The organism is Streptosporangium sp. NPDC000563 (assembly GCF_040299985.1).
Lineage (GTDB): Bacteria > Actinomycetota > Actinomycetes > Streptosporangiales > Streptosporangiaceae > Streptosporangium.
The window spans coordinates 361167-375894 of record NZ_JBEPDA010000003.1; the positions used below are offsets into that span (position 1 = coordinate 361167).

Annotated in this window: 14 protein-coding genes; 5 read left to right on the plus strand and 9 right to left on the minus strand. The window is 70.4% G+C overall.

Translation table 11 applies throughout. The annotated features are described in order from the left end of the window. Positions 1-72: 72 nt before the first annotated feature. The 3 genes from ABT352_RS12295 to dapA all read right to left on the minus strand — a co-directional run bounded on the left by ABT352_RS12295 (position 73) and on the right by dapA (position 5577). Positions 73-2595 (minus strand): DNA translocase FtsK, encoded by a 2523-nt coding sequence (locus tag ABT352_RS12295; RefSeq protein ID WP_350944685.1) that lies wholly within the window; start codon positions 2593-2595, stop codon positions 73-75. A gap of 205 nt (positions 2596-2800) precedes the next feature. Continuing rightward, positions 2801-4486 carry a ribonuclease J gene (locus tag ABT352_RS12300; protein WP_350944687.1) on the minus strand — a complete coding sequence of 562 codons (1686 nt, stop codon included), beginning with the start codon at positions 4484-4486 and terminating at the stop codon, positions 2801-2803. A 164-nt stretch (positions 4487-4650) separates the two neighbouring features. Then, positions 4651-5577 (minus strand): 4-hydroxy-tetrahydrodipicolinate synthase, encoded by a 927-nt coding sequence (gene dapA, locus ABT352_RS12305; protein ID WP_350944689.1) that lies wholly within the window; start codon positions 5575-5577, stop codon positions 4651-4653. Positions 5578-6021: 444 nt separating this feature from the next. On the opposite strand from dapA, the gene ABT352_RS12310 reads away from it, so the two are divergent. Beyond that, complete coding sequence (locus ABT352_RS12310; protein ID WP_350944690.1) at positions 6022-6744, plus strand: GntR family transcriptional regulator; 723 nt, start codon at positions 6022-6024, stop codon at positions 6742-6744. 60 nt (positions 6745-6804) lie between these two features. On the opposite strand, the gene ABT352_RS12315 is transcribed toward ABT352_RS12310, so the two are convergent. The 3 genes from ABT352_RS12315 to ABT352_RS12325 all read right to left on the minus strand — a co-directional run bounded on the left by ABT352_RS12315 (position 6805) and on the right by ABT352_RS12325 (position 9292). Further along, positions 6805-7275 (minus strand): peroxiredoxin, encoded by a 471-nt coding sequence (locus ABT352_RS12315; RefSeq protein ID WP_350944848.1) that lies wholly within the window; start codon positions 7273-7275, stop codon positions 6805-6807. 187 nt (positions 7276-7462) lie between these two features. After that, positions 7463-8140: a YoaK family protein gene (locus tag ABT352_RS12320; RefSeq protein ID WP_350944692.1), complete on the minus strand. Its 678-nt coding sequence runs from the start codon at positions 8138-8140 to the stop codon at positions 7463-7465. Between the two features lie 165 nt (positions 8141-8305). Next, positions 8306-9292: a DMT family transporter gene (locus tag ABT352_RS12325; RefSeq protein ID WP_350944693.1), complete on the minus strand. Its 987-nt coding sequence runs from the start codon at positions 9290-9292 to the stop codon at positions 8306-8308. A 22-nt stretch (positions 9293-9314) separates the two neighbouring features. Here ABT352_RS12325 and ABT352_RS12330 point away from each other — a divergent pair, with 22 nt between their 5' ends. From ABT352_RS12330 to ABT352_RS12345, 4 genes are all read left to right on the plus strand, one after another. Then, a complete protein-coding gene (locus tag ABT352_RS12330; RefSeq protein ID WP_350944694.1) occupies positions 9315-10712 on the plus strand; it encodes an aminotransferase-like domain-containing protein in 1398 nt (465 codons plus the stop codon). Between the two features lie 269 nt (positions 10713-10981). Then, on the plus strand, positions 10982-11548 hold the full coding sequence (locus ABT352_RS12335; protein WP_350944696.1) for a CGNR zinc finger domain-containing protein: 567 nt from the start codon (positions 10982-10984) through the stop codon (positions 11546-11548). 132 nt (positions 11549-11680) lie between these two features. Beyond that, complete coding sequence (locus tag ABT352_RS12340; protein WP_350944697.1) at positions 11681-12292, plus strand: GNAT family N-acetyltransferase; 612 nt, start codon at positions 11681-11683, stop codon at positions 12290-12292. Positions 12293-12317: 25 nt separating this feature from the next. Continuing rightward, the gene (locus tag ABT352_RS12345; protein WP_350944698.1) at positions 12318-13187 is read left to right on the plus strand and encodes a 1,4-dihydroxy-2-naphthoate polyprenyltransferase; all 870 of its coding nucleotides are present in this window, start codon (positions 12318-12320) and stop codon (positions 13185-13187) included. Positions 13188-13224: 37 nt separating this feature from the next. On the opposite strand, the gene ABT352_RS12350 is transcribed toward ABT352_RS12345, so the two are convergent. The 3 genes from ABT352_RS12350 to dapB are packed head-to-tail and all read right to left on the minus strand — an operon-like array spanning position 13225 to position 14672. Next, positions 13225-13734, minus strand: a complete 510-nt coding sequence (locus ABT352_RS12350) for a GNAT family N-acetyltransferase (RefSeq protein WP_502992860.1) — start codon at positions 13732-13734, stop codon at positions 13225-13227. Beyond that, positions 13703-13879, minus strand: coding sequence for a hypothetical protein (locus ABT352_RS12355; protein ID WP_350944702.1), 177 nt, complete (start codon positions 13877-13879; stop codon positions 13703-13705). The genes ABT352_RS12350 and ABT352_RS12355 overlap by 32 nt, the downstream gene beginning before the upstream one ends. A gap of 55 nt (positions 13880-13934) precedes the next feature. Then, complete coding sequence (gene dapB / locus ABT352_RS12360; RefSeq protein ID WP_350944703.1) at positions 13935-14672, minus strand: 4-hydroxy-tetrahydrodipicolinate reductase; 738 nt, start codon at positions 14670-14672, stop codon at positions 13935-13937. Positions 14673-14728 lie beyond the last annotated feature (56 nt).

The following is a 14728-nucleotide window of genomic DNA, read 5'->3' on the forward strand; positions in this document are numbered from 1 at the left end:
CGTAGCGATACCTATTCAATCAGTAACCGGGCGGAAGGTGTGCGGCGGGGGTGCCGTTCCCGTAAGGTGCCGTCAGCCCCCGCGCAGGTCGGCCAGGAGGCCGGGCAGATCGTCGGGTTTGACGATGACCTCCCTCGCCTTCGACCCCTCGCTGGGCCCGACGACGTTCCTGCTCTCCAGCAGGTCCATCAGGCGACCCGCCTTGGCGAAGCCGACCCTGAGCTTGCGCTGGAGCATCGAGGTCGAGCCGAACTGGGTGGTCACGATGAGCTCGGCCGCCTGGACCAGCAGGTCGAGGTCGTCGCCGATGTCCTCGTCGATCTCCTTCTTCGCGGTCGCCACGACGGACACGTCCTCGCGGTACTCGACCGTCATCTGGGCCTTGCAGTGCCCGACGATCTCGCCGATCTCCTTCTCGGAGACGAAGGCGTTCTGCAGCCGCATGGGCTTGCTCGCACCCATCGGCAGGAAGAGCGAGTCGCCCTGCCCGACGAGCTTCTCGGCACCCGGCTGGTCCAGGATGACCCGGGAGTCGGCCAGCGAGGAGGTGGCGAAGGCGAGCCGGGAGGGCACGTTGGCCTTGATCAGACCGGTGACCACGTCCACGCTGGGGCGCTGGGTGGCGATGACCAGGTGGATGCCCGCGGCGCGGGCCAGCTGGGTGATGCGGACGATGGAGTCCTCGACGTCGCGCGGGGCGACCATCATCAGGTCGGCGAGCTCGTCGACGATCACCAGCAGGTACGGGTAGGGCTGGTAGACGCGCTCGCTGCCCGGCGGCGCCACCAGCTTGCCGGCGCGGACCGCCTTGTTGAAGTCGTCGACGTGCCGGAAGCCGCTGGCGGCGAGGTCGTCGTAGCGGCGGTCCATCTCACCGACGACCCACTCCAGCGCTTCGGCGGCCTTCTTGGGGTTGGTGATGATCGGCGTGATGAGGTGCGGGATACCCTCGTAGACGCTGAGCTCGACCCGCTTGGGGTCGACGAGGACCATGCGGACCTCGTCGGGGGTGGCGCGCATCAGGATCGAGGTGATCAGTCCGTTGACGCAGACCGACTTGCCCGCGCCGGTGGCGCCCGCGATGAGCAGGTGCGGCATCTTCGCCAGGTTGGCCACTATCGTGCGCCCCTCGACGTCCTTGCCGAGTCCGACGATCATCGGGTGATGGTCGGCCTGGGCCACCGGGGAGCGCAGGATGTCGCCCAGCGAGACGAGGTCCTTGTCGGTGTTGGGGATCTCGACCCCGATCGCCGACTTCCCGGGGATCGGAGAAAGGATCCGGACATCGGCCGACTTGACCGCGTACGCGATGTTCTTGGTGAGCGCGGTGACCTTCTCGACCTTGACCGCCGGGCCGAGCTCGATCTCGTAGCGCGTCACCGTCGGCCCCCGGGTGAAGCCGATCACCTGGGCGTCGATGGCGAACTGCTCCAGCACACTGGTCAGCGCGTTGACGACGACGGTGTTGGCCTTCGTCTGCGGCTTGGGCGCGGTGCCGGGACGCAGGAGCTGCGGCTCGGGCAGGGTGTACGGGCCGGCCTGGGAGGACAGGACGAGCTGCTCGACCTTGCGCGGGGCCGGGGACGGCTCGGGGGGCGCGGCCCTGACCACCGCCTCCTCCGCCGCCTCGTCCTCCACCAGGCCGGGCACGATCTCCGGGGAGTGTTCCGGGGACCCGCCGGGCGTCTCGGCGACCAGGGGCGTGTCGTAGGGCTTGACGTGGTCGCCGAGCTCGTCGCCCTCGGACTCCGGCTTCTTACGGGTGGAGGGCTTCTTCCTGGACACGCGCGGCGCGGGGGGCATATCCCGGTTGAAAAGCATGTGCCGGATCTCTGCCAGCCGTTCGGGGACCCGGTGCACCGGCGTCGCGGTGATCACCAGGATGCCGAAGCCCGACAGGATCAGCAGCAGCGGGATGGTGATGAAGGACGGCAGGATGCTCGCCGGGGGCGCGGAGACGATGAAGCCGACCATGCCTCCGGCGGCCGAGACCTTGTCCATGCCGTCGGATTCTCCCCCGGACGGGTACGGGGTGTTGTGGACCACGTGCACGACGCCGAGCACGCCGATGGTCAGGGCGGACCAGCCGATGATCATCCGGCCGGTGTCGGCGTTCTGGTCGGGGTGGCGTAGCAGCCGCCAGGCCAGCAGCACGAGCAGGATCGGGATCACCCAGGTCAGCGAACCGAAGACGCCGCGCATGACGCCGTCGACCACGGTGGAGACGGTGCCGGTGTTCTTCCGCCAGGTCATGGCGGCGAGCACGACCGCTCCGGCGAACACCGCCAGGCCGAGCCCGTCGCGGCGGTGGACGGGGTCGAGCTCGCGCGCGTTCTGCCCCAGCGCCCGCGCGGCGCTGCCGATGCCCCCCGCCAGGAGCATCCAGATGCCCATGAACAGCTTGCCGATCATGATGAGCACCCAGCTGATCGGGTCGTGCTGGGGCGAGGGCCTGCGGGCCTGGCTCGTGCTCCTCTTCCGGGCGGCGGGCGGCCGCCTGGCGGAGGCCGTACGGGCCTGGGAGGTGCCCGAACGACCGGAGGACCCCTTCCCGGGGGGCTTTCCTGAGGATCCTTTAGACGTACGGGTGGCCATGCTAGGGAGGTTAACGAGACGGGTGGTGGATTGCGCGCCGACTCGCCGGAGCGATCGACCCTCGGCCGCATTTCGCCAGATCGGTCAATACTTCACAAAAAGCAATGAAGGGCAACGAATGTCCCATTGGCCTGCTGGAAAGCGTTCTTCCATGCCCCGGCAAGGCCCGTACGGCGGCCGGTGAGGCCGCCGTACGGTGCGAAGGTCAGACCTCGACCACCACAGGAATGATCATCGGACGACGGCGGTAGGTGTCGCTCACCCAGCGCCCCACGGTCCTGCGGACCACGCGGCGGACCTGCTGGATGTCCACCACCCCGTCGGCCGCGTTCTCCTGCAGCGCCCTCTCGACCTGCGGAAGGATGTCGTCGAACATGGCCGGGTCGATGCCGGATCCCCTGGCGTGGATCTCCGGGCCCCCGGCGAGCTTGCCGGTGGCGGTGTCGACCACGATGACGATGGAGATGAAGCCCTCCTCGCCCAGGATGCGGCGGTCCTTCAGCGCGAAGTCGGTGACGTCGCCCACCGAGGTGCCGTCCACGTAGACGTAACCGGCGGGAACCGCACCCACGATCTTGGCCCGGCCGTCGATCAGGTCCACCACGACGCCGTCCTCGGCGATCACGATGTGGTCGTCGGGAACCCCGGTCAGCGCGGCGAGCTTGGCGTGTGCCCGCAGGTGACGCCATTCACCGTGCACCGGCATGAAGTTGGACGGCCGCGTCAGGTTGAGCACGTACAGCAGCTCGCCCGCGGCGGCGTGCCCGGAGACGTGCACCTTCGCGTTGCCCTTGTGCACCACGCGGGCGCCCCAGCGGGACAGCCCGTTGATCACGTTGTTCACCGCGGTCTCGTTGCCCGGCACCAGCGAGGAGGCCAGCAGGACCGTGTCGCCTTCGGCGATCCGGATCGGGTGGTCGCGGTTGGCCATGCGTGACAGCGCCGCCATCGGCTCGCCCTGGGAGCCGGTGCAGATCAGCACCACGTCCTCCGGCGGACGGCCCTCGATCTCCTTGGCGTCGACGATCAGGCCGGGCGAGACCCTCAGGTATCCCAGGTCGCGGGCGACGCCCATGTTGCGCACCATCGAACGGCCGACCAGCGCGACCTTGCGGCCGTGCTTCTCCGCCGCGTCGATGACCTGCTGGACGCGGTGGATGTGGGAGGCGAAGCTCGCCACGATCACCCGCTTGCTCGCGGTGCGGATGACCTCGTCGATGACCGGCGCGATCTCCCGCTCACTGGTGACGAAGCCCGGCACCTCGGCGTTGGTCGAGTCGGACATCAGCAGGTCGACGCCCTCGGCGCCGAGCCTGGCGAACCCGCCCAGGTCGGTCAGCCGCCCGTCACTGGGCAGCTGGTCCATCCGGAAGTCACCGGTGTGCAGGACGATGCCCGCGGGCGTCCTGATCGCGACGGCGAGCGCGTCGGGAATGGAGTGGTTGACGGCGAGGAACTCGCACTCGAACGGCCCGAACCTGTGCCGCTCCCCCTCCACGACCTCACGTCTGGTCGGCTGGATGCGGTGCTCGGTGAGCTTGGCCTCGATCAGCGCCAGCGTCAGCTTCGATCCCACGATCGGGATGTCGCGGCGCTCGCGCAGCAGATAGGGCACGGCACCGATGTGGTCCTCGTGCGCGTGGGTCAGGACCACGGCCTCGACGTCGTCCAGGCGGTCCCGGATGTATTCGAAGTCGGGCAGGATCAGGTCGATGCCGGGCTGGTCGGGCTCGGGGAAGAGCACCCCGCAGTCGACGATCAGCAACCGGCCTTCGTACTCGAACACGGCCATGTTGCGGCCGATCTCACCGAGCCCGCCCAGCGCGACGATGCGCAGGGCACCGTCGACGAGCGCGGGCGGCAGCCCGAGTTCGGGATGGGGGTGACTCATCCGGCCACACCTCTCTCAGAGGTCTCACATGCGACGGAAGCCCTCGTGGGCAGCAGGACTACTCCCTCGCCGAGCACTCCGTCCCCCAGCGGACCCTTGTGTCTTCTCTCGCGCAAACTCTCGTTCCTCCCGGATGCGGCCGGTGAGGGCCGCGGTGTCTTGTCTCACGTCACAACTTCGTCGGGCAGCTTCACACCGCCCGCGATCAAGTCTTCGCGCAGCCTGGCGAGCTGCTCCCCCGTCGCCTCCACCAGGGGAAGCCGCATCGGCCCCGCGGGCCGTCCGACCAGGGAGAGCGCCGCCTTCGCCATGATCGCGCCACCGGCCTGCATCATGATCCCGGAGACCACGGGGAGCAGCCTGCGGTGGACGGCGAGCGCGCCCGCGACATCCCCCGAGCGGTACGCCTCGATCATCGTGGCGATCTCCGCGCCCGCGACGTGGCCGATCACACTGACGCACCCCACGGCTCCCACCGACAGCCACGGCAGGTTGAGCGTGTCGTCACCCGAGTAGTAGGCGAGGCCGGTGGACGCGATGACCTGCGTCCCCTCGAACAGATCGGCCTTGGCGTCCTTCACCGCGACGATCCGCTCGTGCCGGGCGAGCCTGGCGAGCGTCTCGCTCAGGATCGGCACGCCGCTCCGGCCGGGGATGTCGTAGAGCATGGCCGGCAGGGCCGTCGCGTCCGCCACGGTGACGAAGTGGCGGTAGATCCCCTCCTGGGGAGGCTTGCTGTAGTAAGGCGTCACCAGCAGGAGACCGTGGGCCCCGGCGCGCTCGGCGGACCTGGCGAGCTCCACGCTGTGGTGGGTGTCGTTGGTCCCGGCTCCGGCGACGACCGTGGCGCGATCACCGACCGCCTCGACGACGGCGCGCAGGAGACGCTCCTTCTCTTCGTCGGTGGTCGTCGGGGACTCCCCCGTCGTACCGCTCACGACGATGCCGTCGTTGCGCTGCTCGTCAACCAGGTAGGTGGCGAGGCGCCCCGCTGTCTCGTAGTCGACCGCTCCGTCACGTGTGAACGGTGTGACCATGGCGGTCAGCATGCGGCCGAAGGGGGCGTCGGAGGTTCCAGTTGGCGCTGCCATAGACCGAACGCTACCCGGATCCGCTGAAACGGTGGACCCCGCCACCCCGCCTAACCTCCGTCCACCGATGAGCCCAAGAGCGAACATCCCCCCGAGGTGCCCGCTGCACACCGTACACGTGGATATAAGCCGTCACGGCGGCGGACCCCGGCGACCACACCCTTGACCCATTTATAGACAAATAAGTCTTTTGTCCACTTTGGCGGCGACACGGACTTCCCCGAACGAGAAAGAGGCCGCCGATATGTGCTCGGGGGTACACACATCGACGACCTCTACCGTTGAATCGGCGGTCCTTACGCGGGCGTTACAGGGTCTCTGAGATATTTTTGGATCCCTCTGGGGACAACGGTAAAGTTGGAGCTCCAAATCGGGTCCATTACCCTGCGTCGCGTATCGAATACGGCAGGATGGGGCAACGCCCCAGACCCCAGGGATGGACACGTGGCAAGCTCCGATCCTGTCTACCTGCGCGTCGTCGCCGACATCCGGCGCCAGATCGTCGACGGCTCCCTTCCCCCCGGCACCTCGATCCCCTCGCGCGCCCAGCTGACCAGGAAATACGGCGTGGGCGAGACGGCCGCCCGGCACGCGCTGCGCGTGCTCGCCGCCGAGGGCCTCATCGTCGGCCGCGTCGGCTCGGGCCACTACGTACGGGAGCAGCCGGTGCTGCTCCCGCTGCACCGATGGCGTTTCCACGACCACCCCACCCCCTTCGGCGCCGACATCCAGTCTCAGGGCACCCGGGCCACCTGGGACTGGCGGGCCGAACCCGCCGACGCCACCCCCGACATCGCCCACCGCCTGCGGCTGGACGAATCGGCCCCGGTCACCCGCACCCACTACGTCTTCCGCGGCGACGGCAAGCCGATCCAGCTCGCCACCTCCTACGAGCCCGCCGAGTTCGGTGAGATCACGGAGGAGGGCCCCCGAAGCCTGATCGCCCGCCTGTCGGCGGTCGGCGTCAAGATCACCGAGATCGTCGAGCAGGTCTACACCCGCGTCCCGCAACCGGCCGAGAGCGACGCCCTCGCCCTGTCCTCGGGCGTCCAGGTCCTGCATGTCGAACGCACCCACTGGGCGGGGGACCGCCCGGTGGAGACGAGCGACATCGTCATCCCCGGCGACCGCTTCCGCCTCGTGTACACCCACCCCCTGCACCCCTGACCGCCGCGTCCACCGCGGCGGGAGGGCACCGCGGGACCCGTGAAGGTCGACCCGTGAAGGTCAGGGACGTGGGCGGGAGCGGAGGACTTCGAGCGCGTGGTCGGCGTGCGCCTCCATGGAGGTCTCGCTGTGGATCACCTCCAGGAGGCGATGGTCCACGTCGATGACGAAGGTCATCCTGCGGGTGAGAAACGGTCCCACCGCGACGGTACGGCGGGCGCCGAGGCGACGGGCGACGGTGCCGTCGGGGTCGGAGAGCAGGGGAAAGCCCAGCTGGTTGGACGTGGCGAACCTTGCCTGCCGCTCGACCTGGTCGCGACTGATCCCGATCCTGGTCGCTCCCTCGGCCGCGAACTCGGCGGCCAGGTCGCGGAAGTGACAGCTCTCGAGCGTGCACCCGGAGGTCATCGCCGCCGGATAGAAGAAGAGCACCACCGGCCCCTTGGCCAGAAACTCGCCGAGCCGCCTCGGCGTGCCCGTCTCGTCGAGGAGTTCGAAGTCCTCGACCACATCTCCCACCGCGAGGCCCATGCCCACGAGTCATCTCCTTAGGTTCACCGGAGGATCTCCGCTCACCTCGGCCGTCGTGATCGGCGAGGCTGAGAGTCGGAGTCCCAACCCCATTTCTAAGCGATTCACCGTTCGAGCGACAGGCCCACAACCGACTCACCGTGGAATATCCGTTCTTCCCGTCCGGAAACCGGAAAACGGCGGATCATCACCGGCTCCCCCGGTCCGGTCGTCCCCGGAACCCGTACGGGTGCGCGACGGCGAGTGCGAGGAGCGTGAAGGCCGGGGCGACCACACCGGCCCAGGGCGGCGCGAAACGCAGGAGCAGGGACGCACAGAGGGCACCGAGGACGAGAGCGACGACGATGGCGGCGCGACGCCGGTTGTCGGTGGACCAGCCCGACGCCGAGCTCTCGAACAGCGAGGTGAGGGTGCCCGTGACGAACGTTGCCGTGATACCGGCGAGGTCGACCCGGCGGGCCGCCGCGGCCTGCATGCCCATGGCGCAGGATCCCACCCCGATCAGCACGAGGATCACGGCCGGGCCGGGTGCGCCCCCGCCGAGCGCCCAGCCGGCGAGAAAGGCGCTCTGGAGGGCCAGGTCGGCCCACAGGAGCCTGATGACGGCCAACGACCACAACGCGTTCCCCTCGTGACGCCCGGGCATCGTGAAGCCGATGAGAAGCCCCGCGCAGAACCCCGCGCAGGCGAGGCCGGACCGCAACGCGTGGAGCACCCAGTCCTCGCGGCCGGCGAGGGCGAAGAGGATGAGGTTGCCGGTCATGTTCGCGGTGAAGACACCACCGAGCCCGAGGAAGGCGATCGCGTCCATCGCCCCCGCCGCCAGCGTCAGCAGCACGAGAGCGGCATGGCCGCGCCGCCGCACGGACCCCGCCTCGGGGGTTCGCGCCGGAACGGGCTCACCACCGCACGGGAAAGCCGGATCACCTTCGGAGGCGGCAGGCACGACGCTTCCTTTCCACCATGCCCCGCACCCCCGCGATAACTTCGTTCACATTTGCACCTGTGCGTCACGTCCTTCATGAACATCTCAGGAGCGGGCCCGCTGCGTCAGGGCGACGCACGCGAGGACGGCCAGCGCCGCCGCGACGGTGACGGGACCGAAGAGCTCGCCGAGCAGCAGCCAGGCCCACAGCAGCGTCAGCAGCGGCTGGGCGAGCTGGGTCTGCCCGGCGCGGGCGATGCCGCCCATGGCCAGGCCCGCGTACCAGGGGATGAAGCCGAGGAACATCGAGACCAGGCCGACGTACGCGAACCCGGCGAGTGAGGCGGCGGTGGGCCGCGGGTCGGTGGCGAGCGCGAGCGCGACGGTGATCGGCACGGTCAGCGGTGCGGCGAGGACGAGGGTGTGGGAGATCACCCTCCAGCCGGGGGTGTCGCGGGACAGGCGCCCGCCTTCGGTGTAGCCGACGGCGGCCGACAGCAGCGCGCCGACGAGCAGCAGGTCGGCTCCGGTGATGTGACCGCCGCCCATGCTGAGGGTGAAGACGGTGATCGACACGGCTCCGAGGCCGCAGGACACCCAGAACAGCGCCCTGGGCCGCTCCCCCGCCCGCAGCACCGCGCAGGCGGCGGTGGCGGCGGGCAGCAGCCCGATCACCACTGCGGCGTGCGAGGTGGAGGCCCCGGCGTGAAGCGCGAGACCGCTGAAAAGCGGGAAGCCGAACACCACGCCCGCCACGATGACGCCGTACGACCGGAGCTGGGACCTGGGCGGCAGCAACGGCACTCTCGCCGCGAGCAGGAACACGGCGGCCGCGACCGCGGCGACGACGGCCCGGCCGACGGCCACCAGGTAGGGGTCGAAACCCTCCATCGCGAAGACCGTCGCCGGGAACGACCCCGAGAAGGCCAGCACCCCGAGCCCGGCCAGCAGGGTCCCCCGCCACGCCCTGCCCGGCGCCTCCGGCGGCGTCGCACCCCCCGGCCGCCGATCGTGACGCGCCTTTGCCGGTGAGGCGAGGCCGGACAGCACCTCTGCGGGCGGGACCGTACCCGCCGCTATCCGATTTGGCACGATAGCGCTACTCTTTTCACTCATGAATGACGATAGCAGTATCGTCCGGCTCACCGCCACGCTCCGTGAGGAGGTGTCGCGGCTCCGTCCGGGCGACCGGCTGCCGTCGAGCCGGGAGCTGGTCCGGCTGCACAACGTGAGCCCGGTGACCGTGTCACGCGCGATCGGCAGGCTCGCCGCCGAGGGACGGGTGATCACCAGACCCGGCAGCGGGGCCTACGTGGCTCCGGCGATCACACGGGGCGGCGACAACGCCGACATGTCATGGCAGACGGTGGCGCTCGGCGACAGGGTGGTGGACGACAGCGAGGTGAGCGGCCTTCTCGCCTCGCCGCCCGAGGGGGTCATCCCGCTCACCGGCGGCTACCTCAACCCGGCTCTGCGCCCCTCCAGGGCGCTGTCGGCCGCCGCCTCCCGCGCGCTGCGCCGTCCCGACGTCTGGGAGATGCCGCCGCTGAGCGGTCTGCCCGAGCTGCGCAGGTGGTTCGCCCAGGAGTTGGGAGGTGACGTCACCCCGTCGGACGTCCTGATCGTCAGCGGCGGGCAGACGGCGCTCATTCACGCCTTCCGTGCCCTCGCGGCCCCCGGGACCCCCGTACTCGTCGAGACCCCCACCTACCCGGGCGCGCTCGCGGCCGCGCGGGCCGCGGGGCTTCGCGCGACGGCCGTGCCCATGGACCGCGAGGGGGTGCGGCCCGAACTCCTCGCGGAGGCGTTCGCCGTGACCGGCGCGCGGGTGTTCCTCTGCCAGCCGACCCTGCACAACCCCACGGGCGCGACCCTGCCCCTGGAGCGGCGCGAGCAGGTGCTGGCGATCGCCCGCGCCGCCGGGGCGTTCGTGATCGAGGACGACTACGCGCGCTACTTCACCACCGCCCCCGCACCTCCGCCGATGGTCGCGCTGGACGCCCACGGCACGGTCGTACACATCAACTCCCTGACCAAGGTCCTGTCGCCGAACCTGCGGGTCGCCGGGGTCGTCGCCCGAGGTCCCGCCGCGCGGCGCCTCCGGGCGAGCCAGCTCGTGGAGTCGTTCTTCGTCGCCAGGCCGCTCCAGGAGACGGCGCTGGAGTTCGTCGGCTCGCCCGCCTGGCGGCGCCACCTCGCCGCGCTCGGCACCGAGCTGGGGCTGCGCAGGGACACCCTCGCCGCGGCCCTCACCGCCCGGATGCCCGGCGCCACGATCCACCTCGTTCCTCGCGGCGGTCTGCACCTGTGGGTACGGCTCCCCGAAGACCGGGACGAGGAGAGTGCGGTGGAGGCCGCCAGGAGGGCGGGAGCCCTGGTGAGTCCCGGGCGCATCTACTACCCGGCCGAGCCGCCGGGCCCGCGCATCAGGGTGACCCACTCGGCGGCCGTCCACACGGCCGAGCTGGTCGAGGGCGTACGCAGGCTGGCGACGGCCCTCAACGACCACTGACCGTCTGGTCACCCTCGCGGGGGCTCGGAGGCGCCCCCTGCCCCCGAACCCCCGCGAGAGTGGTCAGCCGAGCGCGAAGACCTCCTCTTCACACCCTCATGATCATGATCTCTCCTCCGGTACGACGTGCGCCTGCCGGCCTCCTTGAACGCGAGATAGACCAGGTACCACATGCACACTTCCCATCAAAACACCATCTATCGCGTTATGCAGGTGTTGAAAGTAACACAACCCCCTAATGCCGTACAGTGGTTGCGAAGAGGGAAGAGGTGAGCGACGCCATGGGCAACCCCTCCGACCTGGTGATCGACTTCGTGAACACGTACGACGTCGAGGAGCGGGCCGACTCGATCCCCTCCCCGGCCGCGCTCACCGCCTGGCTGGCCGGGCGGGACCTGATCGGCCCCGGGGACACCGCCGACGAGCGGGATCTGGCGACGGCCGCCGATCTTCGCGAGGCACTCCGCGAGGCGCTCCGTCACAACCACGACCGCCCCGGCGAGACCGGCGACGGTCACGGGGCGGAGCTGTCGAGGCCCTTCGCCGCCCTCCCGCTGCGCGTCGCCCTCACCGCCTCAGGGCCGGTGCTCGAACCGGTCGCGACGGGGGTGCCCGGAGGGCTGGCCGGGATCGTCGCCGCCGTGATGGACGCCCGTTCCGACGGGATGTGGCCGCGCCTGAAGGTCTGCACCGAGAGCACCTGCCAGTGGGCGTTCGTCGACTCCTCCAAGAACCGCTCACGCTCGTGGTGTTCCATGAAGGTCTGCGGCAACCGTACGAAGACAAGGGCATATCGGGCCCGACGGCAGATGGAGCCGGGTTCACGTCATCTCTGAGTCGGATTCCCCGATACGGTGTAAGAGCCTGTCTCACGGATCCACCCGCCTGATGCCCGCTCGCGTGGCACGAGATCCACGAGACAGCGCGTTCCGAGGCGACGGCAGACGGCAGAGAAGGAGCGGGCCGAGATGGCAGACGTAGGCGTGCGGGCGGCTCGGCACGATGATGTCGCCGCGGTGACGGGCACCCAGATCCGCGCGTGGAGATACGGCTACCGGGACTTCCTTCCCGAAGGCCCGCTGGAGCAGATGACCGGCCCCGCGGCCGAGAAAATGTGGCGGCAGCAGTGGGAGGACGCGATCACCTCGCCGCCCAGCCGCCGGCACCGCGTACTGGTGGCCGTGGAGCAGGTCGTCCTCGACACCGACGCCTTCCCGGCGCTCGGCCCGGGCGGCATCGAGGCCATGGCCGCCCTGCAGGGCGCGGAGAAGATCGCCGGTCTGGCATCACACGCCCCGGCGGAGGATCCCGACCTCGACCCGACCACCGCCGGGGAGATGCTCACGTTCCTGATCGACCCCGACCACGTCCGGCGCGGCCACGGCAGCAGGCTGCTGAACGCCACGGTCGACTACCTCCGTGACGACGGCTACCACACCATCGTGACCTGGGTCTTCGCCGAGAACTACGCGGTGCGGGGCTTCCTGGAGTCCGCCGGGTGGGGCGCCGACGGGGCCGAGCGGGTCATCGACATGGGCCGTACGGTGCGGATGATCCGCCTGGCGACCGACATCAGCTAGAGCCCGAGAGGAACGCCGCAACGCCATGGCCACCCCGAGCCAGTGGATCGCCGGAGCACGCCCGCGCACCCTCCCCGCCGCCGTCGTCCCCGTCGCGATCGGCACCGGAGTCGCGATCGGATACGGCGGAGGAGTGTGGTGGCGGGCCCTGCTGGCCCTGTTCGTGGCCCTCGCCCTCCAGGTGGGCGTCAACTACGCCAACGACTACAGCGACGGGGTGCGCGGCACCGACTCCGACCGGGTCGGTCCGATGCGCCTGGTCGGCTCGGGCGCCGCGCCCCCTCGTCAGGTCCTCGTCGCGGCCCTCGCCTGCTTCCTCGCCGCCGCGGTGGCCGGCCTGGTGCTCGTCGCGGTCACCGGGGCCTGGTGGCTGCTGCTGGTCGGCGCGGCGGCGATCGCCGCGGCCTGGTTCTACACCGGCGGCTCCAGCCCGTACGGCTACCGGGCGCTGGGCGAGGTCTCGGTCTTCGTGTTCTTCGGCCTGGTGGCGGTGACGGGCACCACCTACGTCCAGCTCGAACACCTGCCCGCTCTCGCGGTGGTGGCCGCCGTCCCGGCCGGCCTGCTGGCCTGTGCGATGCTCGTGGTCAACAACCTGCGCGACATCGTGACCGACGGCCCCGCGGGCAAGCGCACCATGGCCGTGGTTCTCGGTGACACCCGCACCCGCGTCCTCTACACCCTCTGCCTCGTCCTGCCCCTGGTGATCGCGCTCGCGCTCGCGCCGTGGCGGCCCTTCGCGGCCCTGGCGCTGCTCGCCGCCCCGCTCGCCGTCGCCCCGGTGAAGGCGGTCCGGGCGGGCGCCACAGGCCCCGCGCTCATCGCGACGCTCCAGCAGACGGGCCGCTTCCAGCTCGTCTACGGCCTGCTGCTCACCGTCGGCCTCGCCCTCTGACCTTCAACGCTCCCCGGCCTCACCAGGCCGAGGCCCTTCACAGGATTCGGCGCATCACGACGCGGGGGACGATCTCGATACCCAGTTCCCGCTCGTGGCGCACCAACTCGGCCATCTCCGGCCCCCACTCGGCCGGGTCGAGCACGGCGAAACCGCGCCGGGCGTACCAGGGGGCGTTCCAGGACACGTCGCGGTAGGTCGTCAGCGTCACGGCGGCGGAGCCGGTCGAGGCCGCGTGCTCGCAGACGGCCTCCAGCAGGCGCCCACCGGCACCCCTGCGCCCATGGTCGGGATGGACGGCCAGCTGGTCGAGGTGGAGTTGCCCGTCGACCAGGCCGACCATGGCGAACCCGATCGGCGGGTCACCCGCGACGAGCACCCGCTCTGGGTCCTCGGTCTCCTCGATCATCGTGGTCCCCGGTGGAAAGGTGATCCCGACCTCGGTGAACAGCCCGTCGGCCGCCAGCTCCACCGCCACAAGTCCGGCCAACTCCTCCGACCGCGCCCAGCGAACCTCAGTCGAAGTCGAAGATCGAGTGCTTGTCATGGAACTGGAGGATATAGCGGCATCGCTCGCAGATCATCAGGGTTAACCGGTGCGAGGTGATGCCCCAGCGACTGTCGAGCCTGCCCGTCTCCTTACGGAACTCCGTGCCGCGACAGAGCGGGCAGGCGAGCTCAGGGTGCGTCATACTCGCGCAACGAGCGGCGCCAGGCCCGGGGTTCCAGGGCCTGCGGGGCAGGTGCTCAGAGGTCGAGAAGGGGCTCCAGGCCGACGGTCAGGCCGGGCAGCTCACGGACCCGGCGCACGCCCAGGAGCACCCCCGGGGTGAACGACGAACGGTTCATCGTGTCGTGGCGGATGGTGAGGATCTCGCCGTCGCCGCCCAGGATCACCTCCTGGTGGGCGATGAGCCCGGCCAGCCGCACCGCGTGCACCCGGACCCCGTCGACGTCGGCGCCGCGCGCCCCGTCGAGCTCCGTGCTGGTGGCGTCGGGCATCGGCGCGGAGCCCGCCTTGCGCCGGGCCTCGGCGATCAGCTCGGCCGTGCGGCGGGCGGTGCCCGAGGGCGCGTCGGCCTTGTTGGGGTGGTGCAGCTCGACGATCTCGGCCGACTCGAAGTAGCGGGCGGCCTGCTGGGCGAAGTGCATCATGAGCACGGCCGCGATGCCGAAGTTGGGGGCGATCAGCGCGTTGACGCCGGGGTTGGCGTCCAGCCAGCCCTTGACGGTCGCCAGCCGCCCGGCGTCGAAGCCGGTGGTGCCGACCACCGGGTGGATGCCGTGGGAGACGCACCATTCGAGGTTGCCCATCACGACGTCGGGGTGGGTGAAGTCGACCACCACCTCGGCGCCTTCCAGCGCCTCGATCGGGTCGCCCTGGTCGACGGCCGCGACCAGCTCCAGATCGTCCGCCGCCTCGACGGCCCTGCACACTTCGACACCGACGCGCCCTCGGGCGCCGAGAACTCCAACCCTGATCACGGCCCCAAGGCTATACCGTACGAGTCCGCCGGGCTGTCGCGGACCACCGGGTCCGG